General features: G+C 67.2%; 26 protein-coding genes and 1 pseudogene. 17 read left to right on the forward strand and 10 right to left on the reverse strand.

Going from position 1 to position 23,559, the window contains the following annotated elements; all coding sequences use genetic code 11:
• Positions 1 to 5 precede the first annotated feature (5 nt).
• Complete coding sequence (locus NA10_RS14250; RefSeq protein ID WP_067568236.1) at positions 6 to 770, forward strand: 3-oxoacyl-ACP reductase; 765 nt, start codon at positions 6 to 8, stop codon at positions 768 to 770.
• A 4-nt stretch (positions 771 to 774) separates the two neighbouring features.
• Here the strand turns inward: NA10_RS14250 and NA10_RS14255 are convergent, their stop codons facing one another.
• Positions 775 to 2,325, reverse strand: a complete 1,551-nt coding sequence (locus NA10_RS14255) for an amino acid permease (protein ID WP_067568238.1) — start codon at positions 2,323 to 2,325, stop codon at positions 775 to 777.
• 114 nt (positions 2,326 to 2,439) lie between these two features.
• Entirely contained in the window at positions 2,440 to 3,186 is a 747-nt protein-coding gene (locus NA10_RS14260) for an IclR family transcriptional regulator (protein WP_067568240.1), read from the reverse strand.
• Between the two features lie 180 nt (positions 3,187 to 3,366).
• On the opposite strand from NA10_RS14260, the gene NA10_RS14265 reads away from it, so the two are divergent.
• The 10 genes from NA10_RS14265 to NA10_RS14310 all read left to right on the forward strand — a co-directional run bounded on the left by NA10_RS14265 (position 3,367) and on the right by NA10_RS14310 (position 13,312).
• Positions 3,367 to 4,395, forward strand: a complete 1,029-nt coding sequence (locus tag NA10_RS14265; protein WP_067568242.1) for an NrtA/SsuA/CpmA family ABC transporter substrate-binding protein — start codon at positions 3,367 to 3,369, stop codon at positions 4,393 to 4,395.
• A gap of 1 nt (position 4,396) precedes the next feature.
• Positions 4,397 to 5,248 (forward strand): ABC transporter permease, encoded by an 852-nt coding sequence (locus tag NA10_RS14270; protein ID WP_067568244.1) that lies wholly within the window; start codon positions 4,397 to 4,399, stop codon positions 5,246 to 5,248.
• Positions 5,245 to 5,955, forward strand: a complete 711-nt coding sequence (locus NA10_RS14275) for an ABC transporter ATP-binding protein (protein ID WP_067568246.1) — start codon at positions 5,245 to 5,247, stop codon at positions 5,953 to 5,955. Before NA10_RS14270 ends, NA10_RS14275 begins: the two co-directional genes overlap by 4 nt.
• A gap of 24 nt (positions 5,956 to 5,979) precedes the next feature.
• Positions 5,980 to 7,005 (forward strand): ABC transporter substrate-binding protein, encoded by a 1,026-nt coding sequence (locus NA10_RS14280; RefSeq protein WP_067568248.1) that lies wholly within the window; start codon positions 5,980 to 5,982, stop codon positions 7,003 to 7,005.
• Positions 7,002 to 8,099: an LLM class flavin-dependent oxidoreductase gene (locus NA10_RS14285; RefSeq protein WP_067568250.1), complete on the forward strand. Its 1,098-nt coding sequence runs from the start codon at positions 7,002 to 7,004 to the stop codon at positions 8,097 to 8,099. Before NA10_RS14280 ends, NA10_RS14285 begins: the two co-directional genes overlap by 4 nt.
• Positions 8,096 to 9,268 (forward strand): LLM class flavin-dependent oxidoreductase, encoded by a 1,173-nt coding sequence (locus NA10_RS14290; protein ID WP_067568252.1) that lies wholly within the window; start codon positions 8,096 to 8,098, stop codon positions 9,266 to 9,268. Before NA10_RS14285 ends, NA10_RS14290 begins: the two co-directional genes overlap by 4 nt.
• A gap of 207 nt (positions 9,269 to 9,475) precedes the next feature.
• Positions 9,476 to 10,423 (forward strand): ABC transporter substrate-binding protein, encoded by a 948-nt coding sequence (locus NA10_RS14295; protein WP_067568362.1) that lies wholly within the window; start codon positions 9,476 to 9,478, stop codon positions 10,421 to 10,423.
• 111 nt (positions 10,424 to 10,534) lie between these two features.
• The gene (locus NA10_RS14300) at positions 10,535 to 11,296 is read left to right on the forward strand and encodes an ATP-binding cassette domain-containing protein (RefSeq protein WP_067568363.1); all 762 of its coding nucleotides are present in this window, start codon (positions 10,535 to 10,537) and stop codon (positions 11,294 to 11,296) included.
• Positions 11,293 to 12,312, forward strand: coding sequence for an ABC transporter permease (locus NA10_RS14305; RefSeq protein WP_067568254.1), 1,020 nt, complete (start codon positions 11,293 to 11,295; stop codon positions 12,310 to 12,312). The genes NA10_RS14300 and NA10_RS14305 overlap by 4 nt, the downstream gene beginning before the upstream one ends.
• Before the next feature lie 25 nt (positions 12,313 to 12,337).
• Positions 12,338 to 13,312, forward strand: a complete 975-nt coding sequence (locus NA10_RS14310; RefSeq protein ID WP_067568256.1) for an ABC transporter substrate-binding protein — start codon at positions 12,338 to 12,340, stop codon at positions 13,310 to 13,312.
• A gap of 135 nt (positions 13,313 to 13,447) precedes the next feature.
• Here the strand turns inward: NA10_RS14310 and NA10_RS14315 are convergent, their stop codons facing one another.
• The 4 genes and pseudogenes from NA10_RS14315 to NA10_RS39525 form a co-directional block, all read right to left on the reverse strand.
• Positions 13,448 to 14,542 carry an NAD(P)-dependent alcohol dehydrogenase gene (locus NA10_RS14315; protein WP_067568258.1) on the reverse strand — a complete coding sequence of 365 codons (1,095 nt, stop codon included), beginning with the start codon at positions 14,540 to 14,542 and terminating at the stop codon, positions 13,448 to 13,450.
• A gap of 389 nt (positions 14,543 to 14,931) precedes the next feature.
• Positions 14,932 to 15,084: a DUF8730 family Cys-rich protein gene (locus tag NA10_RS37555; RefSeq protein WP_169812578.1), complete on the reverse strand. Its 153-nt coding sequence runs from the start codon at positions 15,082 to 15,084 to the stop codon at positions 14,932 to 14,934.
• 66 nt (positions 15,085 to 15,150) lie between these two features.
• Positions 15,151 to 15,477, reverse strand: a complete 327-nt coding sequence (locus NA10_RS14320) for a CocE/NonD family hydrolase C-terminal non-catalytic domain-containing protein (RefSeq protein WP_067568260.1) — start codon at positions 15,475 to 15,477, stop codon at positions 15,151 to 15,153.
• A 4-nt stretch (positions 15,478 to 15,481) separates the two neighbouring features.
• Positions 15,482 to 15,565 (reverse strand): annotated as a pseudogene (locus NA10_RS39525) (hypothetical protein); the annotation flags it as partial.
• Between the two features lie 470 nt (positions 15,566 to 16,035).
• Here NA10_RS39525 and NA10_RS14325 point away from each other — a divergent pair.
• Entirely contained in the window at positions 16,036 to 17,055 is a 1,020-nt protein-coding gene (locus NA10_RS14325) for an AI-2E family transporter (RefSeq protein ID WP_245677202.1), read from the forward strand.
• 46 nt (positions 17,056 to 17,101) lie between these two features.
• On the opposite strand, the gene NA10_RS14330 is transcribed toward NA10_RS14325, so the two are convergent.
• The 4 genes from NA10_RS14330 to NA10_RS14345 all read right to left on the reverse strand — a co-directional run bounded on the left by NA10_RS14330 (position 17,102) and on the right by NA10_RS14345 (position 19,478).
• Entirely contained in the window at positions 17,102 to 18,184 is a 1,083-nt protein-coding gene (locus tag NA10_RS14330) for a hypothetical protein (RefSeq protein WP_067568264.1), read from the reverse strand.
• A 66-nt stretch (positions 18,185 to 18,250) separates the two neighbouring features.
• Complete coding sequence (gene rplL / locus NA10_RS14335; protein ID WP_067568266.1) at positions 18,251 to 18,637, reverse strand: 50S ribosomal protein L7/L12; 387 nt, start codon at positions 18,635 to 18,637, stop codon at positions 18,251 to 18,253.
• Positions 18,638 to 18,705: 68 nt separating this feature from the next.
• Positions 18,706 to 19,095: an acyl-CoA thioesterase gene (locus NA10_RS14340; RefSeq protein WP_067568268.1), complete on the reverse strand. Its 390-nt coding sequence runs from the start codon at positions 19,093 to 19,095 to the stop codon at positions 18,706 to 18,708.
• Positions 19,095 to 19,478 (reverse strand): acyl-CoA thioesterase, encoded by a 384-nt coding sequence (locus NA10_RS14345; RefSeq protein ID WP_157556506.1) that lies wholly within the window; start codon positions 19,476 to 19,478, stop codon positions 19,095 to 19,097. The genes NA10_RS14340 and NA10_RS14345 overlap by 1 nt, the downstream gene beginning before the upstream one ends.
• A gap of 110 nt (positions 19,479 to 19,588) precedes the next feature.
• Between NA10_RS14345 and NA10_RS14350 the strand changes: the two genes are divergently transcribed.
• The 5 genes from NA10_RS14350 (at position 19,589) to NA10_RS14370 (ending at position 23,536) form a co-directional block, all read left to right on the forward strand.
• On the forward strand, positions 19,589 to 20,545 hold the full coding sequence (locus NA10_RS14350; protein ID WP_245677203.1) for a GlxA family transcriptional regulator: 957 nt from the start codon (positions 19,589 to 19,591) through the stop codon (positions 20,543 to 20,545).
• A 26-nt stretch (positions 20,546 to 20,571) separates the two neighbouring features.
• On the forward strand, positions 20,572 to 21,303 hold the full coding sequence (locus NA10_RS14355) for a DJ-1/PfpI family protein (protein WP_067568274.1): 732 nt from the start codon (positions 20,572 to 20,574) through the stop codon (positions 21,301 to 21,303).
• Between the two features lie 19 nt (positions 21,304 to 21,322).
• Positions 21,323 to 22,555 carry a cytochrome P450 family protein gene (locus tag NA10_RS14360; RefSeq protein ID WP_067568276.1) on the forward strand — a complete coding sequence of 411 codons (1,233 nt, stop codon included), beginning with the start codon at positions 21,323 to 21,325 and terminating at the stop codon, positions 22,553 to 22,555.
• Positions 22,556 to 22,668: 113 nt separating this feature from the next.
• Positions 22,669 to 23,109, forward strand: a complete 441-nt coding sequence (locus tag NA10_RS14365; RefSeq protein WP_157556507.1) for a helix-turn-helix domain-containing protein — start codon at positions 22,669 to 22,671, stop codon at positions 23,107 to 23,109.
• A 229-nt stretch (positions 23,110 to 23,338) separates the two neighbouring features.
• Positions 23,339 to 23,536 (forward strand): hypothetical protein, encoded by a 198-nt coding sequence (locus tag NA10_RS14370; protein ID WP_067568280.1) that lies wholly within the window; start codon positions 23,339 to 23,341, stop codon positions 23,534 to 23,536.
• Positions 23,537 to 23,559 lie beyond the last annotated feature (23 nt).

Below are 23,559 nucleotides of genomic sequence, written 5' to 3' on the forward strand. Positions count from 1 at the left end.
ATACGTTGCAGCGCTTACAGGATCGAGTCGCGGTCGTCACCGGCGGCGGCAGTGGCATCGGACTCGCCACCGCCAAGCGTTTCGCCCAGGAGGGCGCGAAAGTCGTGGTGGCCGATATCGACGCCACCTCCGGCGAGGCCGCCGCGGCCGAGGTCGGCGGACTGTATGTGAAGGTCGATGTCACCGACGAGGAGCAGGTGCGCGCGCTCTTCCAGACCGCGGTGGACACCTACGGCGGTCTCGATATCGCCTTCAACAACGCGGGAATCTCACCGCCGGAGGATGATTCGATTCTCACCACCGGGCTGGACGCCTGGCGGCGGGTGCAGGAGGTCAATCTGACCTCGGTGTACCTGTGCAGTAAGTACGCGATCGAGCATATGCTCGTGCGCGGTAAGGGTTCGGTCATCAATACCGCGTCGTTCGTCGCGGTGATGGGCGCGGCGACCTCGCAGATCTCCTACACCGCGTCCAAGGGCGGTGTGCTGTCGATGAGCCGTGAACTCGGAGTTCAGTTCGCCCGCCAGGGCATCCGGGTCAACGCCCTGTGTCCCGGTCCGGTGAACACCCCGCTGTTGCAGGAGCTGTTCGCCAAGGATCCCGAGCGTGCCGCCCGTCGCCTGGTGCATATCCCGACGGGCCGCTTCGCCGAACCGGAGGAGATCGCCGCGGCCGTCGCCTTCCTGGCCAGCGACGATTCCTCCTTCATCACCGCCTCGCAGTTCCTGGTCGACGGTGGCATCTCCGGGGCGTATGTGACCCCGCTGTAAGCACTTACGCGCCGACGGGGGTTTCGGCCCCCGGCGGCTCGCCCACATTCGGTTTGGGTCCGGTGAACCAGCGCCGCGCCGAGGCGAACCACCAGATCGCAATGGCCCCGACCACGCCGACCAGCGCGATGGGCGCGTAATTGACCGCGTTCCAGGTGAATTCGTCATTCCACGGATAGCCCCGATCATCCATCGGCAGGATGAACAGCAGGCTGATGAAGACGATCCAGAGCAGCGCGACGACCCCGATCGGGCGATACCAGCGGCCGAGTTGCCAAGGGCCGGTATGGAATCGGCTGCCATTGAGCAGTCGCAGCAGAATCGGGATGCCGTAGGCGATATACAGTCCGATGGTGGCGACCGAGGTCGCCGCGGCGTACGCGGTCGGCGCGTTCTCGGCGGGCACCAGCATCGACGGAATCAACAGGATGAACGCGAAGACCGAGACGAACAGCACCGCGTTCACCGGAACCTTGCGCGCCGAGAGTTTGGACCACAGCGCCGAACCCGGCACCGCCCCATCGCGGGAGAACGCGAACAGCATGCGCGAGGCCGCGGTGACCGAGGCGTAGCCGCAGAACAATTGGGCGATGGCGGCGATGATCAGCAGCAGTCCGGACCAGAACGAGCTGAGTGAGTTCTCCAGAATATAGATGACCGGATAGCCGCTGTTCTTGGTCGGATCCAGCGCGTCGTCGAGGTTCGGGATCGCGAAGGTCACCGCCATGATCAGCAGATAGCCGGCCACCGCCGAGACGATAATGGTGTTGATGATCCCCTTGGCCGCCATGCGCGAGGCGTCATGGGTCTCCTCGGACATATGCGCCGAGGCGTCATAGCCGGTGAAGGTGTACTGCGCGTGCAGCAGGCCGAGTAGGAAGCTGAAGGCCACTCCGCCGAATCCCACCGAGGAGTTGTCGACCGTCTGGGTGAAGACGAAGCTCACGCTCTGATGGTGGTCCGCGCCGATGCCCAGCACCAGAACGAAGATGGCCACACCGCCCACATGCCACCACGCCGAAATATTGTTGATGACCGCCGACAGATGCGGGCCGATGGCATTGAGCACCGCGTGCAGAATCAGAATGCCCGCGAATACCAGGAAGATTGCGGTGCGGTCGGTTCCGATGTCCCAGCCGATGACATTGAGCACCACGGTGGTGAAGATCGCCGCACCGTAATCGATCGCGGCGGTCACCGCGATCTGCCCGATCAGATTGAACCATCCGGTGAACCAGCCCCAGATGGGTCCGCCCAACTCCGAAGCCCACCAATACAATCCGCCGGAGGTCGGGTAGGCCGACGCCAATTCGGCCATGGCCATTCCCACGAAGAGCACCATGATCGAGACCAGCGGCCATCCCCACGCCATGGTGATCGGCCCGCCATTGGCGAGCCCGATCCCATAACTCGCCAGGCCACCGGTCAGGATCGACACAATCGTGAAGCTGATGGCGAAGTTCGAGAATCCCGACCACGATCGGGCCAGTTCCTGTTTATAGCCGAGTTCGGCGAGCCGTCGTTCGTCATCGGATTGGGCCTGGGTCTCGCTCATACCAACTCCCGCGTGAAAACGCCGCCCTCACACGGCGTTTGCCAGTGCCTCAGTGTGAAGTAAAGATGCGTCAACCACACCGCGAATGTGTAAATCGACAGTTACCCGATACTGCTACCCGGCGGCGAACTTGGCGGCGATATCCCGTGCGGTCACCCGGGCGAGTTCGATGAAGAACGGGACGCGCTCGGGAATCATGAGGGTGGTGGGGCCGCGCAGGCCCAGGGCGAAGCGGCAGCGGCCGTGCGGGTCCAGGATCGGCATACCGATGGTGCCGAAGCCGGGGTCCAGCTCCTCATCGTTGTAGGCGTAGCCGCGATCGCGGGTAATGGTCAGTTCGCGGCGCAGTTCGGCGGGTCCGTCGACGGAGCGTTCGGTGCCCTCTTCATAGGGGAGAGTGGCCAATTCGTCATCGGTGGCCTCGCTCCAGGCGAGCAGGGCCTTGCCCAGGGCGCTGGCGTGCAGCGGCAGGCGTACGCCCTGGAGTTCGTGGCCGTCGGTCTCGCGCCAGCGGCTGGTGCCGAGCAGGACCGCGTGGATACCGTGCCGGGTGGCCACCGAGGCGCTGGCGCCGGTGGTGTTGGCGAGCTGCTCCAGCGCGGGCTCGGCGAGGTAGATGCGGTGCTGGCGGTAGGCGATCTGCCCGTACTCGGCCAGCGCTCCGCCCATGCGGTAACGGCTGGATTCGGTGTCCTTCTCCAGGAATCCGGCCTGCACCAGTGCCGCGAGCAGGCGATGGGTGGTGCTCACGGCCAGGCCCTGTTGGCGGGCGATCTCCGAGACGCCGCGCTCCTCACCGCCCCGGAAACAGTCCAGGACCGACAGGGCGCGGGCGACAGTCTGTACGCCGGATGCTTCCACGCCCCGACGCTAACACAGGTGCACCCGAGCAGTTTTCCGGTATTCGGAAAGGATTGCGATGCCTACCGAGGGTGATCTGTCAAGCTTTCCGATCCTTGGAAAGCATTACCTGGTCGTCGAACTCGTCGCTCCCTACTGTCCGGAGGCATTGATCGACAATCCGGAACAGGAGTCTCCACGATGTCCCGTAGGCGAACCCTCATGCGCATCGCATTCGCGATCGTTCCCGTCGCCGCACTCGTCGCCGGATGCGGTTCCGACTCCGGCGGCGGCAAACCCGCCGTCGTACTGAAGGTGGTCGACCCGGGCAATGAGGGACCGATCGCGGTCGGCAAGCGGGACGGCAGCTTCGACGCCGCGCTCGCGCCGCTCGGCGCGAAGATCGAATGGGTCACCACCACACCGGGTTTCAGTTCCATGCTGAAGCTGTTCAACACCAGGGAACTCGACGTCTCGGGCGCGGCCTTCAGTCCGGTGGTCGGTGCGCTGTCCAAGGATGTGGGCGTGCGGATCGTGGCGGTACAGGATCCCGCGGGCAAGGATCAGAGCGGCATCATCGCCTCGCCCGGTTCGGGTATTCACTCGGTGGCCGATCTGGCCGGCAAGCGGGTCGCGGTGAATCCCGCCGCCAAGGGTGAGTACATCCTGCTCAAAGCCCTTGCCCAGGCCGGGATTCCGGCAGACAAGGTGACGCGGGTGCCGCTGCAGCAGAAGGATGCCGCCTCGGCCTTCGCCACCGGCAAGGTCGACGCCTGGGCCTCGTTCCTGATTCCGTATCAGGAGGCCAAGGCCAATGGCGGGGTCGAGATCGCGACCGAGCAGAGCATTGGCTCCAAGGACAACAGCGTCGTCGTCTTCCGCACCGAGGTGCTGGACAAGCATCCCGATATCGCGGCGAGGTATCTCGAAGTGCTGCAACGCCTCACCGCCGATCAGCGGGCCAAGCCCGCGGATTTCGAGAATGTCTTCGAGACGTCCGGGCCGCGTGCGCTCTCGGGTCCGCGCCTGAGCGATGCGGTGCGGGTCGGCGCTGAGGCCACCGTGCCGCGACTGCCGTCGGCGAACGATGCCGCCGATCTGGCCGATGTGGTGAATCTGTTCTTCGACAACGGCGTGATCACCCGCCGGATCACCGCCGAGGACATCTTCTACGATCTGAGGTCCAAGCTGACGCCCGAGCAGCTGGCGGCGGTCAAGGCGGGCAGCTGATATGGCCGTCATCACCGCGATTCCCACCGCGCCCGCACAGGTCGAATCGGTGCTCACCGCACCGCGCGGGCGGATCGAACGGTCCAGGCCCGCATGGCTTTCGGTGCCGCTGCGGTTCCTGTTGCCCGCGTTGATCTTCGCGGGCTGGTGGATCGGTTCGGCGTCGGGCGCGATCTCCCAGCAGGTGCTGGCCGGGCCGCCCAAGGTGTGGGACGCCTTCACCGAATTGGCTTCGAGCGGGCAGCTGGCGGACTTCGCGGCGGCATCGTTCGTCCGCGCGGCCGCCGGGGTGGGCCTGGGCGTGGGGGCCGGGCTCGTGCTGGGGCTGCTCGCCGGATTGTCCGGTCTCGGTGAGGAAGTGGTCGATTCGACCATGCAGATCGTGCGGGCCGTGCCGTTCCTGGCGCTCGCACCGCTGTTCATCGCCTGGTTCGGCATCGACGAGCTGTACAAGGTGCTGCTGATCGCGGTGGCGACCATCGCGCCGATGTACGCGTACACCTATCTCGGGGTCCGCAATGTGGATCGCAAAATGGTCGAGGCCGCACGGAGTTTCGGGCTCCGCGGGCCGCGACTGGTGCTCGAGGTGATTCTGCCGTCCGCGCTGCCGGGCATCCTGATGGCATTGCGAGTCTGCCTGTCCATCAGCATTACCGGGCTCATCGCGGCCGAACAGGTCGGCACGCGTGAGGGCGTCGGCTACCTGGTCACGCTGGCGCAGGAATACAACCGCACCGACTACATGGTGTTGTGCGTGGTGCTGTACGCGCTCCTGGGCCTGGTATTCGACGGTGCGGTGCGCATCATCGAGAAACTCGCCATGCCGTGGCGTGAACAGGTGGCGATCCGATGAGCACCGCGGTATCGATCACCGGATTGCGGAAGACGTTCGGCGACAAGACCGTTCTCGACGGCATCGATCTCACCATTGCCCGGGGCCAGTTCGTGGTGCTGCTGGGCCCCAGCGGCACCGGTAAGACGACCCTGCTGCGACTGCTCACCGGCCTGGAGACCCCGGATGCGGGTCAGCTGCTGGTGCCCGCGCGGCGCACCACCGTGTATCAGGAGCCGCGACTCATCCCCTCCAAGCGGGTGCTCGCCAATGTGATTGTGGGGCAGCGCCGTTCCCGCGAGCACCGCGAGGCCGGACTGCGGGCGCTGGCCGAGGTGCATCTCGACGGTAAGGCCCGGCAGTGGCCCGCGACGCTGTCCGGCGGCGAGGCCCAGCGCGCCGCATTGGCTCGCGCGCTGGTGCGGGAGCCCGAATTGCTGCTGCTGGACGAGCCTTTCGCGGCGCTGGACGCGCTCACCCGGTTGCGGATGCAGGATCTGGTCGGCGATCTGGTCGCCCGGCATCGGCCCGCCGTGCTGATGGTCACCCACGATGTCGACGAGGCGATCCGGTTGGCCGATCGCGTCCTGATTCTCGACCGGGGCCGGTTCGCGGTGGACACCACCATCGAGCTACCGCGGCCCCGCGATCTCGCGGACCCCGAAATCCGCGGTCTCCGTACCGAATTCCTTCATCATCTCGGCGTCCGGCCCACCGCCGCCCGCTGACCCTTCGCCGTACGAGGAGCGATCATGACCGAAACACTCTGGTACACCCGCTGCCCGGTGCCGACCGCCAGCGGTCTGGCGCACAGTCTGGGCTGGTTGGGCGAGACCGCCGCCGCTTCCGGGCTGGAGTTCGGCGTCCTGCAGGACGCCGGGCCGGAACTGGCCGCGCACCATTTCCTGCACGATCTGTCCGGGCTGGTGCGCGAGGGCGGGAATGTGCCCGCCCTCGCCGCCCGCGCACAGGGGTCGCCCACCCGGCTGATCGGGTTGACCTGGATCGATGAGGCACAGGCGATTCTGGTCGGACCGGATTCCGAGGTGGCGGGACCGAGTCAGCTCGCGGGGCTGCGGCTGGGCGTCCCCGCCTGGGCGCAGGATCAGGCGCGTAGTTTTCCGCGCGCCATGGCGCTGCACGGCTTCGCCAGTGCGCTGAAGCTCGGCGGTCTCACACTCGCCGACGCCTTTGTCACCGAGGTCCCGGTCGAGCGAAATCCGCAGGTGCGCAATGACTCCGACGGCGCGCGGCGCAGTGTGACCTGGGGCGTGGAGGAGTTGCTACGGGGCGACGTGGACGCCGTCTACGTCAAGGGCGCTCGGGCGCAGGAGGTCGCGCGTGAGCACGGACTCCGGGTCGCGGTCGATCTGGATGCCACCGAGAGCAAGCGGTCGCGGGTGAACAATGGCACGCCGCGGCCCATTACCGTGCACGCGGACCTGCTGGAATCGCGGCCGGAGGTGGTGATCGGATTCCTGGCCCAGAGCCTGCGCGCGGCCGATTGGGCGGCGGGCGATCTGGATGGGGTGCGCGAGGTGCTCCAGCGCGAAACGCTGTCCGGGCCGCTGGGTGTCGCGGCGGCCTACGGTGCGGACTTCCACCGGGGGCTGCATCCCTCGCTCTCGGAGGAGCGGCTCGAATTGCTCGGTATCCAAAAGCAGTTCCTGTACGCGCACGGATTCCTGGCCGCCGACTTCGATCTCGAATCCTGGGTGGCCCGCGAACCCCTGGAGCGGGCGCTGGAGCTGGTCGCGGCCGAGCGGGTGCCCGCATGACCGAATTTTTGTGGCGACTGCCCAGCCGGGGCGACGGCAGGCATGTGCGCGCCGAAACGCGGTATCGCGGTGGCTTCGGCGGGCCGCCGCCGACCACACCGGCGACGGATGTGCGGGTGGGACGGTACGGACCGTTCGATGATCTGCATCAGATCATCGATGCCGCAGAGCTTTCCGGAGTGGACGGGGTGCTCGCGCCCTACGATCCCGCCGGCGAGGAGTCGTGGATCGTGGCGGGCGGGGCATTGCGCGCGACTCGGCATTCGCGGGTCGTGGTCGAATTCCAGCCCGCCTTCGGCACTCCGGTGTACGCGGCGAAGATCTCCGCGACGCTGCAACAGCATTCGCACGGGCGGCTCGGGTGGCGGCTCGCGGTCGAGACCGATACCGCCGATACCCGGGCCCGCGGCGATCGGGTGAGTGGTGCTGATCGCCATGCGCGGGCGGCGGAATTCCTGACCGTGGCGCGTGGCGTGTGGAATGAAACACCGGTTCCCGGTGCGGGATTCCAGGGCACCGGGTTCGAATTCGACGGTGCGTACTACGCCGTGGCCGACGGCGGGTTCCGGGGGATTCTCTCGGGACTGCCCTTTCCGGAGGTGTATCTGTCGGGTACGTCGGCGGCCGCGCTGGAACTCTCCGCGCAACACGGTGATGTGCACGTATTCACCGAAACACCCGACGGTGTAGCGGCATTGGTGACCGAGCTGGGTGAGCGGGCGGCCGCGGCCGGGCGGAGCGTTCGAGCCGGGCTCGAACTGCCGATCATCGCTCGCGAGACCGAGCAGGAGGCGTGGGCTCGGGCGCACCGGCAGTGGTCCGAGGCGCATGCCGAGAACCCCTCCCCCGCCTTGGATCTCGGGGACGGCCGGTGGGCCGGATTCGCCGAACTCGGGTACACCCGGCCGATCGGCCTGGTCGGCAGTTATGAGCAGGTGGCGCAGCGGCTTTCGCGCTATATCGCCGCCGGGATCGACAGCTTCACGCTGGTGGGTCACCCGCATATCGAGGAGGTGCACCGGACCGGGGAGCATCTGCTGCATCTGGTCGACCCGGCCGGGCGCACCCTGACCGGTCAGGAGGCACGAGCATGACCATCGACATCTACTGGCGCATCGGCATGGAGGGTGATCACGCCTCCCTGCGCACGCCGCGCCGCTACAACCGCGGGCATGCGGGCGGCTACGGCCCCGGCAATATCGCGCCGGGAATTCGCGATGGCGAGCTCGACGGGTACGCCTATATCGACCATATGGCCGCTGTCGCAAAGGCTTCCGAATCGGCCGGATTCCTGGGCGGGCTGCTGCCCTCGTTCCCGGTGACCGATGATCCGTGGGCGGTGGCCGCGGCGCTTGCCCGGGAGACCACCACCTATCGGTTCATGGTGGCGTTCCAGCCCGGCTTCCTGCATCCGGTGCAGGCGGCGCGCATGTCGGCGAGTCTGCAACGCGCGACCGGCGGGCGGCTGGTCTACAACATCATCAGCGGTGGCGGCGGTCCCGCCCAATTGTGGTGGGGCGACAAGGTTTCCCATGACGACCGGTATGCGCGCACCACCGAATTCCTGGAGGTGCTGCGGGGGGTATGGGATGGCGAGCCCTACGATCACGACGGGCGGTTCTTCCATACCGAAGGGGCCGCGCTCGCACCGGGATTGGCGGGACAGCCGTTTCCGGAGGTGTACTTCTCCGGGTCCTCGGGTGCTGCCGTCCAGGCGGCGGGACGGCACGCGGACTACTATCTGTCCTGGCTCGAGCCCTACGCCGACCTGCGCGCCAAATTCGACGGCGTTCGCGCCCATGCCGAAACCACCGGTCGCACACCGAAATTCGCGGTGCGCATCGATATCGTCGCCCGGCACACCGAGGAGGCGGCCTGGGCGGAGATCGAGAAGGGCTGGGCCTTCGTCGACCGTGACGCCGCGAACCGGGCCGCACAGGGCGATTCGGTCGGTGCGGCGCGCATCACCGGCTGGGTCCCCGAAACCATTACCGGCTACCGCGATCTGGAAGTACAGCCGAATGTGTGGTGCGGCTTCAGCCTCATTCGCGGCGGTCCGGCCTTCGGTCTGGTCGGCAGCTATGAGCAGGTCGCGCAGCGGCTCGACGAGCTGATCGATCTCGGGGTCGACGCGTTCATCCTCGCGGGGAATCCGCATCTCGAGGAGGCGTATCGCGTCGGCGAGGAGGTGCTGCCGCTACTGGGCCGGTCCCGGCTCACCGCACCGGCTGCCCAGGTACCGCTCGCGGCCGCCCATCGCTGAGTCGTCCAGCAATGAATGCATCGTGCCGCGGTCTCGCACGGATCCGACGAAACCTGTTGGGCCATAACCGGTGTGGATCCCGGCCACAACTATGCCGGGATGACGGCGGCGGCATCCCGCCTCGGTAATCGTTTCACCTCATCTCTCGCGTTGCTTCCCACCGCGGCACCGAATCATTCGCGTTCCGCACTGAATCGAGGAGTATTCATGTCCCTTCGTGTCGGCTACTTCCCGCACAACAATTCGCTGTTCGTGCTGCGGCATCGCGGCATTCTGGAGACCCGCCTGCCCTATGTGGAGTGGGTCGATCTGCGCGAGCTGCCCGCCACCGAGCGGGTCGATCCGAAGACGGGTCTGCCTTCGCTGCACTCGGATTGGCTGTTCACCGAGGGCGGATACGACTTCATCGGGACCGGATTCACCCCGCCGGTCACCGGGCTGGCCAAGGGGCGCGACCTGGTCTACGTGGGTATCTCCGGGCCGCGCGTGGAGAACGGCCGCCTGGTCACCAAGGCCGACAGTGGGATTCGCACGGCGGCGGATCTGAAGGGTAAGCGCGTGGGGATCGCGCACGGCTCGTGGCAGACCACGCTGCTGCTGTTCGCACTGGAGCAGGCGGGGCTGACCTGGTCGGATGTGGAGCCGATCGATACCGATGTACGCGATGGCGGGGACGCCCTGCTCGCGGGTGACCTCGACGCCTGGGTCGGCGCGTATCCCGGGCTGACCGCGGTCGAGGCGGCCGTCGCACTGCATACGCTGGTCGACACCGAGAGCGTGTTCAGCCATCCGTCGCTGTGGTTCACCCGGCGCGATATCGCGGAGAATCAGCGCGAGGCCCTGGTGGCGATCATCGCCTCGCTCCAGGAATCCGATGCGTGGATCACCGCCAATCCGCGTGAGGCCGCGCGGTACTTCGTCGATGATGTCGTGGCACGAGGCGGTTCGGCGGACCTCGACGCCTGGGAGGCGGCCCTGCGCGGGCGGCCCTTCGGGGTCAACGCGGTGACCGCGGAGTTCCTGGACGAGCAGCAGCATGCCGCGGATCTGCTGGCCGCCAACGGTCTGCTGCCGCGTACGGTCCGGGTGCGCGATGCGGTGCTGCCGTGGATCGGCGAGGCCGTCGAGGCGACCAAGGCCGGTTCCGCGGTCTGATTGTGCGGCGCGGCGATCTTTCGCCGTATCGACCCCGGCGCATGGTGATCGATCGTACGATCGGCGGACGGACCGGATGTCCGTTCTGTCGATGTTGCCGGGGTGATCGCCATGCCTGCCGTGGTATTGGAAGCCGAAGGGCTGGTCAAACGGTACGGTGGCGTGGAAGCGTTGCGGGGGGCCAACTTTCAGGTGTGCGCCGGGGAGGTCGTGGCGCTCATCGGGGATAACGGGGCGGGTAAGTCCACGCTGGTGAAATGCCTTTCCGGAGCGGAGCAACCCGATGGCGGGCGGATTCTGCTCGAGGGCGAACCGGTGCGGCTGGCCTCGCCCACGGCGGCCCGGCGGCTCGGGGTGGAGACCGTCTATCAGGATCTGGCCGTAGCACCCGACCTGGATCCGGCGGCCAATCTCTTCCTGGGTCGCGAGCTGGTACGGCGGGGGCTGCCGGGCAGGCTCGGGATGCTCGATCGCAGGGCCATGAGAACCCAAGCGGCGGAGCATTTCCAGCGGCTGGGCGTGATACTGCCGCGCGCCGATATTCCGATCGGATCGCTCTCGGGCGGGCAGCGGCAGACCGTGGCGGTGGCGCGGGCGGTCATGTGGGCCAGCAAGGTGGTGTTCATGGACGAGCCCACCGCGGCGCTCGGGGTCGTACAGCGCGAGCGGGTGCTCGATGTCATTCGGCGCGTGCGGGATCAGGGGACAGCGGTGGTGTTGATCAGCCACAATATGCCCGAGGTGCGGGCCGTGGCCGATCGGATCGAGGTGCTGCGGCTGGGGCGGCGGGTGGCGCGGTTCACCTCCGATGCCACGCTCGAACAGCTGGTCGGGGCCATGACCGGGGCCATCGAGGCCGAGGATGTGGCATGAGCGTCGAAACCGGCGAACTGCCCGCGCCGAGCCGATGGCAGCGGTTGGCGGGTGCGAGCACGCTGTGGATCGGGATTGTGCTCGCGGGGCTGTGCATCGCGTTCGGCATCACCAGTCCGAACGCGTTCCCCACCCGGTTCACCTTGCAGACCTTGTTGATCGAAACCGCTGTGCTGCTGGTGCTTTCGATCGGCATGACGTTCGTGATCATTACCGCCGGGATCGATCTGTCGGTGGGGATGGTGCTGATCTTCTCCGGGGTGCTCGCGGCCAAGACCATGGAGTGGTTGAGCCCCGATGGTGATGCCACCCATGCCGGGTGGGGTTTGATCCTGCTCGGGCTGTTGATATCCATTGCGGGCGGGGCGCTGTGGGGGTTCGTCAATGGATTTCTGGTGGCCAAGGCCAAGATTCCGCCCTTGATCGTGACGCTCGGATCGTTCGGGGCGGCGCTGGGCTCGGCGCAGCTGATCACCGGCGGGGTCGACACCCGCACGGTGCCCGAAAAGCTGCGTAACTCACTGGGTTTCGGCACGGTGCTGGGCGGGGTTCCCGACCTGGTGCTGGTGGCCGCGGTGGTGACGCTGCTGGGCGCGTGGTTGTTGCACACCACCAGGTTCGGCAGGCACACCTATGCGATCGGGTCCAATGCCGAGGCGGCCCGGCGCTCGGGGATCGGGGTCACCCGGCATCTGATCCTGGTGTATCTGATGACCGGAATGCTGTCCGGCCTGGCCGGTTTCATGAATCTGGCGTACTTCGGCACGACCACCATCGCGGGCCACGGCACCGACAATCTCGATGCCATCGCCGGTGTGGTCATCGGCGGCACCAGTCTGTTCGGCGGGGTGGGCTCGGTGCTGGGCACCGTGATCGGGGTGTTCATTCCCTCGGTATTGCGCAAAGGCTTCGTCATCGCGGGGGTGCCGGTGTTCTGGCAGCCGATCGCGGTGAGCGTCGTGCTCGTGGCGGCGGTGTGGTTCGACCAATACCGCAGGCGGTCACGGGACCGGTAGAAATCGACGAAGGTGAGGGCCTGTTATGAGAACCGTTGGTAGAGCGGCTATTTCAGCCGCGGTCGTGGTGACGGCGGCGGCGCTGGCGACGGGTTGCGGTGGCTCGGTGACCAATTCGGGCGGCGGTGACGCCAAGAAGCTGGTGCTCATCCCCGGCGTGGCCAACGAGCCCTTCTACATCTCCATGCAGTGCGGTGCGCAGAACGAGGCCAGAGCGCTCGGCTACACCCTCGACACCCAGGCCCCCACCCAATTCGACGCCTCGCTCCAAACCCCCATTGTCACGGGGGTGATCGCCAACAAACCCGGCGCGATCCTGATCGCGCCCACCCACGCCCAAGCCATGGCGAGCCCCATCAAACAGGCCAAGGACGCGGGCATCAAGGTGATCGAAGTCGACACCGCCCTGGATGACACCTCCATAGCCCTGTCCTCCATCGCCTCGGACAATGTCAAGGGCGGCCAACTCGCGGCCCAAACCCTCGCAACCCTGGTGGGAGACAAGGGATCCGTCCTGGTGATCAACACCAAGGCGGGCACCTCCACCACCGACCAGCGCGCCCAGGGCTTCGAATCCGAACTCAAATCCCACGCGGGCATGACCTCGCTCGGCGTCCAGTACAACAACAACGAGGCAGCCACCGCCGCCTCCATAGTCACCGCCACCCTCGCCGCCCACCCCGACCTGGCGGGCATCTTCGCCACCAACCTCAGCTCCGCCGAAGGCGCGGCCACCGGCCTCCGCAACGCCGGCAAACTGGGTCAGGTCAAAGTAGTCGGCTTCGACGCCAGCCCCAAACAGGTCCAAGACCTCAAAGACGGCACAGTCCAAGCCCTCATAGCCCAAAACCCCAGCGACATAGGCAAACAGGGCGTAGACCAAGCCGCCGCCGCCCTCGAAGGCAAACCGGTGACCCGCAACATCCAAACCACCATGATCGCCCTCACCCAAGCCACCATGGCCACCAACGACCAATACTTCTATAAGTCCAAGTGCTGAAGACCATATGGTGGCGCTCGATGAGGTGCGGGAGGAGCTCGATATCCGGGATCACAAGAGCCATCGAGCCCGTCCGCACTACTCCCCTATGTGAAGGGCATCAAGGCGCTGCGCAAGTGGTACGCGCAGTTCTATTCAGTGGGGCAGGACCAGGATGGGCTTGATGGTCGCGCCGGTGTGGGCGTCGTGCATGGCGGTATTGACTTCGGCGAAGGGGTATCGGCGGGAGATGCGCTCGATCGGAAACTTGCCCGAGCGGTGCCATTCGATCAGCTGCGGAATGAATTCCTGTGGGTCGCAACTACCTTCGATGCAACCGCGCACGGCCTTGCCATTACCGGTGAGGTGACCGATCTCGAAATCCATCGACGCCTCACCGAGCCCGACCAGCACCAGCGTGCCACGCGGGGCCAGGGCGAGCAGGGCGTTGGCGATCACCGGATTGGCGGCGGTGGTGTCCAGGGCGAACGTCGCACCGCCGCCGGTGGCGGCCTGCACCTGCGCCACCACATCCTCGGCCGCACCGTCGATCACCGTGGAAGCGCCGAGTTCCTTTGCCACCGCGAGCCTTTCGGCAGAGAGGTCGACCGCGACCACATTCTCCACCCCCAGCGCCCGCGCGGCCATCAGCGCGGACATGCCCACACCGCCGGCGCCGAAGAGGACGATCGACTCGTGCGGCCGCGGGCGCATCACATTGGCGACCGCACCCGCACCGGTCTGCACACCGCAGCCGAACGGCGCGCTGGCGACCAGATCCACCTCATCGTCGACCACGACCACACTGCGCCGGGACACCAGCACATGCGAGGCGAAACTCGACTGCCCGAAGAACGCGCCCATGACCCGCTCACCATCCTGGCTCAGCGGTGAGGTGAAGTCCGCGCGCCCGCCGGAGGTGTTCAGCATGACGAAGCTCTGGCAGTACGACGGCGTGCCGGTGGTGCACTGCGGGCATTCGCCGCAGCTGTTGTAGGTCAGCAGCACATGATCGCCGACCCGCACATCGGTGACCTCGGAGCCGATCTGCTCGACAATGCCCGCGCCCTCATGCCCCAGCACAATGGGCAGCTCGGCCGGGAAGACACTCTTGGTGACCAGATCCGTATGGCAGACGCCGGTGGCGACAATGCGCACCACCACCTCGTGGGCGCGCGGCTCCTCCAGCGTAATGGCTTCGAGCGCGAGCGGCGCCTGCGCTCCACGCGCGACCGCGGCAGTGATGTCCATCCGGACAGCTCCTTCCCAAAGTCGGCGAAGCGGATCTCACGCCGATCCCCAGCACCTTAGGGCGCGGCGGGCCACAAATCTAGAACGTGTTTCACTCAGGGGGGCGACGGCCTGCCGTCAGAGTGGATCATGGCGGCCGCACGGTTACGCCATCCGGGATTCGAGCGGATCGACATCCTGGAGGCCGGGGCGGAGCCGGGCGGTGACCGCCAGAGCGCCGAAATCGACGGCGAGACAAACGCATCAGCGCCTACGCCCGCGCGATGATCCCCGCGTGGTGCGGCCCCCCTGCGCGGCGACGGCGCGACCGAGTTCCAGCGAGACGAGTCCCGAATCCCCGACAAGCCCTGAGCCGCAGACCGACCCGGTGGCGCCGTCCACCGGGTCGACTACTGGCGGGAGAAGAGGCCGCGGCTGCCGCCGGGGTTCGCGCAGGAGCAGCGCTGCGCGACAGGCACATCGCCGAGTACCTCCTCGACGTGCTCGCCGCAGCCCTGGAAGGAGGGCTTACCGCAGGCCTGACAGACAATTCGCTGGCACACATGAACTCCTATTGGCGTCGTGAATGACCGAAATACCTACAAGGGGTATTCCCTGGCAGTCTACGGTCAGTGTCCGACAGGGAATCGGGTGCTCCCGGTGTCGGTGCCCGGAATGACCGGAAGTATGAGGGCCGAGGGGTGCTCGGCGTCGTGATAGATGGTCTGGGTGGCGAGTTGAGCGTTGGCGGTCGCGCCGTAGGGTTCGCCGGTATTGGGGTTGGGCGCGAACTGCGGGAAGTCGCTGCTGGAGACCTCGACTCGAATTCGGTATCCGGCCTTGACCAGGTAGGACGTGGGCCAGATCGCGATGTTGTACGGGTAGGCGCGGCCGGTGTCCCGCCCGGGTGAACGTCCCCGCCGATTCGCCCTGGCCCCGAATATCCTGCACCACAACGAGATAGCACTGCGACGCGAACCATTCCGGCGTCTGATAGCGATTCGGCTGGATCTGCGCCGCCGCCTTGCCGTAAGGGGTGCGCATGAGGATCACCGGATCCGCTGTCCGGGGCGGTACACATCGGCCTTCAGCACCACCCCGTCGCGCCTGGTGGCTGGAACGTTCTCCTGTTTGCCGACCGCGCGGGATCCCCGCCGGAATCGAGCGGCCACGTCGTGCTCGCCGACTGCCCCGGACCGGACGAACCACGGCCCGCGGCGATCAAGGCGACGACCGACAGCACCGCCCCGTCCGGGCGATCCGACGACGCCTCATCGGGTTCCGCGTCATCGATCGACGGTACCTGCGGGGCGCTGCTTCAGTCGCGTTTTCCCGGGTACACGAGGCATAGGACGGATCGCTGAAAGGAACGAGCACTGATCACACCACCGGACGGGACCTCCGAGGAGAAGCCCGAACCCATTTCGACCGCCGAGGCGCGGGCCGCCGAACTGAGCAGCGCACGGCATCCGCTGGGCAAGCCCGGCCGGCGCTTCGATCGGCGCTCACCCTTCATGATCGGATTGGCCGGGGCCGCCGGAGCCATTGCCGCCCTCGGCGCGGTCCGAATCGTGCTGGCCGCGCATGGGGCGCTGCTGCTCGTGGTGGGCGCGCTGTTCATCGCCATCGGCATCGAACCCGCGGTGTCGTGGCTGGAGCGCCATCACATTCGGCGCGGGTTCGCGGTGACACTGGTCTTCATCCTGACCATCGCGTGCCTGGCCGGATTCCTGGCGGCCGTCATCACCCCGCTGATCGATCAGGGACAGGCGCTGATCGATCACGCCCCGGATCAACTGCATCATCTGGAGGACAAATATCCGGTGGTGCGTTCGGCCTCCGATCGATTCCATCTCGAGGACAAGCTCCGGCAGGGAATCGGAAGTTACAGCGGTGACATCGCGCACGGTTTGATCGGCGCGGGCCGAATCGTGTTCGGCGTCTTGACCAGTACGGTCATCGTCGCGGTGCTGACCATTTACTTCTCGGCGAACTTCCCAATGCTGCGGGCGAATCTGTATCGGCTCTTCCCCGCCGCCCGCCGACCGCGCGCCATCCTCATCGGTGATGCCATCCTCGTGAAGGTCGGCGGCTATGTGCTGGGGAATCTGCTGATCTCGGTCATCACCGGCGTACTGACCTTCATCTGGCTCGAGGTCTGGGGCGTGCCGTTCCCGGTCGTGCTGGCGGTGCTGGTGGCGGTGCTGGATCTGATTCCGATGGTGGGTTCCACCCTGGCTGGCATTGTGATCGCGCTGGTGGCGCTGACGGTGTCGCTGCCCGTCTGCCTGGCGACCCTGGGCTTCTTCATCGTGCTGCGCCTGCTCGAGGACTATCTGCTCGCACCGCACATCATGGGCCGCACCGTCAAAGTGCCCGGGGTGGTGACGGTGATCGCGGTCCTGATCGGCGGTTCGCTGCTGGGCGTGCTGGGCGCACTGCTCGCCATTCCCATCGCCGCGGCGATTCTCCTGCTCATCGAGGAGACCCTGTTTCCGCGCCTGGATCATAGTTCACCCAGTTCAGAGCGGTAACCGCATCCTCCCGGACGCACCGGCGTTTACCTGGCAACCGGCACGGTCAGGGGTGTGCGCGCAGCCAGAGCCGACTGCCGGTGTCCTCGATGGTGCTGAGCAGCAATCCGTTCGGGAGTTCGGTGAGCTGGGCGTGCGCGGCGGGAACCGGCAGCGGCAGGTCCTGCCGGTCGGTGCAATCCGGGCGCACCGACAGCAGGTGGACCGCACCGTCGAGCCGCACCACCGCATAGGTCCGGGTGTCCTGGACCATCACCTTCACCATGTCGATGGTCTGCGCGGCGGGGCCGGGTACCGGCGCGGCGGTATCGCTCGGCCAGCACAGCAGCGTCGGGGACGCGAGGGTGGACTGCCCGAAGAGGGTGCAGTGGTCGGCATTACAGCCCACCTGCGTGGCGAGCGCGGCCCTACCGGGCAGGGCGGTGCGCCGCCAGCCGATCCCGTCGCGCGAGGTCCACGCCAGCGGCAGCTGGGTGCCCTCGCGCTGTGTCTGTCCGACAATCAGGAACCCTTCCGGTCCGGTGGTGATCGCGGACGCGCCCGTCAACTCCCCCGGTCCCGACGACAGGGCCGGATCATCCACCCGCCGTTGCCAATTCGCGCCATCGGCCGAGACCCAGATCGCGGCCCCGTACCGCCCGTCCGCCCCGTCCCACCCGCCGATCAGCAGATCGGTCCCGCCCAGCGCCGCCGCAGCGGCCACCCCGATCGCATGCGGTCCGCCGAACAGTTCGAACACCTGCGGATACTCGGTCAGCTTGGCGCTGTCACCGCTCCACACCGTCATCCGCGGATTCCCGTGCGACCCACCGAAAGCCCGCCCGAGCACCACCGTCCGATCCCCCACCCCGGCCGAGATCAGCTCCGCCAGTTCCCCGTAGGGACTGTGCGGCTCCACCGTCACCGCGCGCCAATGACTTCCATCGGCGGTGGTCCACGCCGCCGGGGCCCGATCCTCCCCGGCGGGCACCGAGCCCAGCGCCAGCACCCCGTCCCGCACCGGCACCAGCTCCACCACCCGCGCGCCACGCGCGGGCAGCGACAGCTCATGCCACTCCGAACCCGTTGTGGCCCCGGCACATCCGGCGACCAAGGCGAGGACCGACAACAGCGCGAGCGACCATCTCATCAGCCCACTGTCGCAGATCGGCGATCACCACCGCGTGGTATCCACTCGACGGGCCGCCGGGACGGATCAGCGCACGGCGGCGCGGGCGCCCGCGGCCTCGAGTTTGATGCGGGCGGTTTCGGCGGCGTCCTTGGAGACCGCCTCGAGCACCGGTTTGGGGGCGGATTCGACCAGATCCTTGGCTTCCTTGAGGCCCAGGCCGGGGATGATTTCGCGCATCGCCTTGATCACCTGGATCTTCTTGTCGCCGAAGGATTCCAGGATGAGATCGAATTCGCTTTGCTCATCGGCGGTTTCGACCTCGACCGGGGCGCCGTCGGCAGGCGCCGGGGCATAGGCCGCCGCGGCGGTGACGCCGAACTCGTCTTCGAAGGCCTTGACGAACGCCGAGAGTTCCAGCAGCGTCATACCTTTGAAGACATCGAGCAGTTCGTCAGTGGTCATCTTGGCCATGATGGACCCCCTTACAGCGCTGACCAGGCGATACATCCATCATATGCGCGGATGTCGCCCGGTGGCGATCAGTTTTCGGGGGCGGCGAGCACGGTGAGGTAGTCGCGTTCGGCGCCGGTGAGCGGGCGCGGTGCGCCATCGGCTGTCGCGACGAGCGTGGAAGTCGCTGTGAGATAATGGGATTCGGCATCACGCAGCTCGTGCCGCAGCGTGAACGAAGAGGTGCCGATCCGTTCCAGCGTGGTCGAGACCGTAACCGGTTCGCGACGAAACACCAGCGGTGTGCGGTAGGTGAGCCGCTGCCCCGCGACCACCACCCGCCAAGGGCCGCCGGGTGATTCGTATCCGGCGAGCAGATCGGTGCGCGCCTCGTCCAGATACTGCGCGAAGACCACATTGTTCACATGCTGCAGCGCGTCCATATCGGTGCGGCGCAGTTGGATGTCGTAGGTGTGCATCAGGCGCTCAGCTCCTCGAGCATGCGGCGTTCGGCGTCGTCCAGTCTGCGGGAGCGCTGAGCCTCACGGTCGAAGGCGACCATGGTGCAGGTCGCGGTCGAATAGACGATGTCGTCATCGCGGATCTCCTGGGTCAGGGTGAACGATGAGCTACCCACCTTGGTCACCCAGGTCTGCACGCGCACCGGCTCCGAGCGATAGCGCAGCGGCGTCAGATAGTCGATATCCATCTGCGCGACCACGCACGACCCGCGGAAGCCGCGCTCCCGGAAGACGTCGATCCGGGTTTCCTCCAGATAGCGCAGGTGCTCGGTGTTGTGCACATGGCCGTCCGCGTCCATATCGGACCAGCGCAGAGGGCACAGGAACTGGTGTCTCGCCACCGGCCATTCATACCAAGCCGGGATTCGGGGGCGCTGACCGGCAGTCGATGGCTGGATTTGCAAGAGTCGTGGCATTGATGCCATCGGCCGCGGACCGCAGGCTGAATCGCATGCGAGTGGTGCTGATGGTGGTCTACGACGGATTCCAGCTCCTGGATCTGGCCGGGCCCGCCGATGTGTTCAGCGGGGCCGCCGCGCTCGGGGTGCAACCGGGGTATCGGGTGGAGGTCGCCGCGGTGCGGGCCGGGCCGGTGCGGGCCGGCAGCGGGGTCACGGTCACCGCCGCGCACACCCTCGCCGAGTGGTCCGAGCCCATCGACACCCTCATCGTCGCCGGGGGACTCAGTTTCTGGAATGCCAGTGCGGATGCCGAGTTGATCGCCGGTATCGAACACGTTGCCGCACTGGCCGATCGGATCGGATCGGTGTGTTCGGGCGCGTTCCTGCTGGCCCGCGCCGGACTGCTGGACGGCCGTCGCGTCACCACGCACTGGTCCGCCGGTGACCTGCTGCGCCGCGAATTCCCGGCCGTGACAACCGAACCCGATCTCATCTATGTCCGAGACGGGCCGATCTGGACCTCGGCGGGCGTCACCGCCGGAATCGACCTCGCGCTCGCCATCGTCACCGCGGACCACGGACCCGATCCCGCCCGGGAGGTGGCCCGCTGGCTGGTGGTCTACCTGCACCGCCCGGGCGGTCAGAGCCAATTCAGCTCTCCGATGGCCGCCGATCAGCCCAAACGCAATTCTCTTCGCGCACTCCAGGTGTGGTTGGAGGAGAACCTCGACGCGGACCTGTCCCTGCACGCCCTGGCCGAGCGCGTGGGTATGAGCACCCGGCACTTCTCCCGCGTCTTCGCCGTCGAGACCGGCACCACCCCGGCCCGCTACGTCGAACAGGTCCGCATCGGCGCGGCCCGCCGCCTGCTCGAGAACACCGATCAGCCCCTGGACCGGGTCGCCGTCGCCGTCGGACTGGGCAGCCCGGAGACCCTCTACCGAATCTTCCACCGCCACCTGGGCATTCCGCCCGGCGAGTACCGCGCCCGCTTCACCCGCGTGTGAAGCACAACCGAAAGTGAGCCTCCCCCATGACCTTCCAGATCGCCATCGTGCTGTACCCGGGCATGACCGCCCTCGACGCCATCGGACCGTACGAGGTGCTGCGGTCCCTGCCCGACAGCGAATTGCGCTTCGTCTCCAATGAAGTCGGCCCGATCGTCACGGACTCGGGCGTGCTCGTGCTCGGCGCCACGCACACCTTCGACGAGACGCCCGCACCCGATCTGGTGCTGGTGGGCGGCTCCGAGGCCGCCACCACCGAGGCCATGGCCAATCGCGAACTCATCGACTGGCTGCGCCGGGTGCATCCGAACACCGCCTGGACCACCTCGGTCTGCACCGGTTCGCTGGTACTGGCCGCCGCCGACATCCTGCGCGGGCACCCCGCGACCACGCACTGGTCGGCGCAGCCCGCGCTGGCGGCCTTCGGCGCGGAATCCCGTCCACACGATCGCATCGTGCGCAGCGGCAAGATCGTCACCGCCGCGGGCGTCTCCGCCGGAATCGATCTGGGCCTGTGGCTGGTCGGCGAGATCGCGGGCACCGGTGCGGCGCAGATGGTCCAGCTCGGCATCGAATACGATCCGCACCCGCCGTTCGACACCGGGCACCCGGACAAGGCACCGGCCGAACTATTGCGCAGAACCCGCCTGGAGATGACGAAACGCGCTGCCCGGCCGCGTATTCCACTGGATCTGGCGAACACCTTCTGGCATCTGACCCTGAATCGGGTCCGCGAACGCGCGGCCGCGCGGCGCTGATGTGCCGTAGCGTCGAAGTGTGAGCGAGCTGCTCGACGACACGTTCTTCGCCGACCCGCACGAGTACTACCGGCGGTGGCGCGCACAGGGTCCGGTGCATCGGATCGACCTCGGCGACGGCCTGGATCGCTGGCTCATCCTCGGCTACGAGGAGGGGCGCGCCGCGCTGGCGGATCCGCGGCTGCGCAAGGACATCGCCCTCTTCGACACCGTACTGGCGCGCAAACGCGGTGTGACACGGGCGAATCCGCGGCCGCAGGAGGTGCTGCGGCATATGCTCAACTCCGATCCGCCCGATCACACCCGGCTGCGCAAGGCCGTCTCGCGCGCCTTCACCGCCCGGCAGGTGGCACGGCTGCAACCGATCATCGAGCGGACCACCGACGAACTCCTCGACGCCATGGGCGAATTCGAGCGGGTCGACCTCCTGGAAGCCTTCGCGGTGCCACTGCCGGTGACCGTCATCTGCCATCTCCTGGGCGTCGCCATCGAGGATCACGACACCTTCCGCGCGTGGACCCGGGCCATGGTGGGCACCGCCGATTCGGCGACCGACCGCGCCCGGGCGCACGACGATATGGTGCGATTCCTGCGGGATACGGTGCGGGACAAGCGCGCCCGTCCGGGTGCGGATCTGCTGTCGGTGCTCGTCGCCGACACCGAGGCACAGCTCGATGAGCAGGAACTGGTGGGGATGGCCCTGCTGCTACTGGTCGCCGGGCATGAGACCACGGTCAATCTCATCGGCAACGGTATGCTCGCCCTGTTGCGCGACCGCCCCTGGCTCGAGCGCCTGAGCGCCGATCCCGAGCTCATTCCCGCCGCCGTCGAGGAGTTCCTGCGTTTCGACGGCCCCGTCGACCTCGCCACACCACGATTCACGGTGCAGCCCATCACGGTCGGTGACACCGTCATTCCGGCCGGGGAGGTCGTCTACGTGGCCCTGGCCGCGGGCAATCACGATCCCGCGCACTACCCCGACCCGGACCGCCTCGACCTCACCGCCGACCGCGGTTCCCATCTGGCCTTCGGGCACGGCGTGCACTACTGCGTCGGTGCTCCGCTGGCCCGGCTCGAGGCGCGCACGGCATTCGCGGGGCTTTTGCGGCGATTTCCCGACATCGAGCTCGCCGCGGCCGAATCCGCACTGCGCCGATATCCGAACCCCATTATTCGCGGACTCACCGACCTGCCCGTTCGCCTCCGAAAGTCCGAATCCATCCGGAACCCGGTCGGCTCCGAAGATAGATAGCCATCGGTTCGCGGCACGCCGAGCATCCGCTCATACCCGGGGGCCCGGCATAGTCGTGGCAGTCTTCCCCATGCTCCGGCGACCGTGAGCATCGACAGATCAGGGAGGGTTTCATGGCAAAAATGGGTAGGCGAAAGCGCTCGCGACTCAATACGCAGGCGTTCCTGGCCAGTGGTGGAGTCTCCAAGAAGCAGCGCGAGGCCGACAGCACCGCCGCCGACACCACCGCCGCGGCCGTCGACGCGCCGAGCGTCGCAGCGACCGGGGCGAGGACAGCGGCCAAGGCCGCGGCGACACCCGCCGCACAACCCACCGGCGATCCCGATATCGCCGCACTGGCCGACCGGGTCAAGGCCCGCCGCCGCGAAATGGGCTGGACCCAGGGCGATGTCGCCAAGAAGGGCGGACCGGCCGCGGGCATGATCAGCCAGATCGAGCGCGGCCTGGTCGAATCCCCCGCCGCGGATGTGCTCGCCAAACTCGACGCCGGCCTGGAATGGCCCGCCGACACCGCCGCCGCCATTCTCGCGGGCCGCGTCCCCGTCGGCGCGTGATCGCGCAGCGTCCGGCCGTTCCGCGCGCCGGAACGGCCGTGTCGCTCACTCCCGCTGCCCGTCCCGGCGCAATTCGCCCAGAATGGTGAGCGTGGGAATCCGGCCCGCCTCGGTGTGACCGAGCATGGCGTACTCGGCCAGCCGCTCGTCACCGGAGGCGAGGCCGATATGTTCTTCTGAACCATCCAGAACACTCTCAGCACACCGAACTCCGAGAATCTGTATACCGTTGCCGGATTCCGAGGAGAGAAGCTCGGCCGCCTACCTGCTGCGCCGCCTACCGCAGGCGGTGATCACCGTCTTCGTCCTCATCACCCTGGCCTTCGGGCTCGGACGCCTCACCGGCAGCCCCGCGGCCACCGATGTTGTCGGCACCGGGGGAATCGGCCCGGTGGATGAGGGCGCGGCATACCCTCACCGCGGATGAACGCCGCAATCTGCGGGCCGGAT

It is taken from the genome of Nocardia acidivorans NBRC 108247 (assembly GCF_001625085.1).
Classification (GTDB): Bacteria; Actinomycetota; Actinomycetes; order Mycobacteriales; family Mycobacteriaceae; genus Nocardia; species Nocardia acidivorans.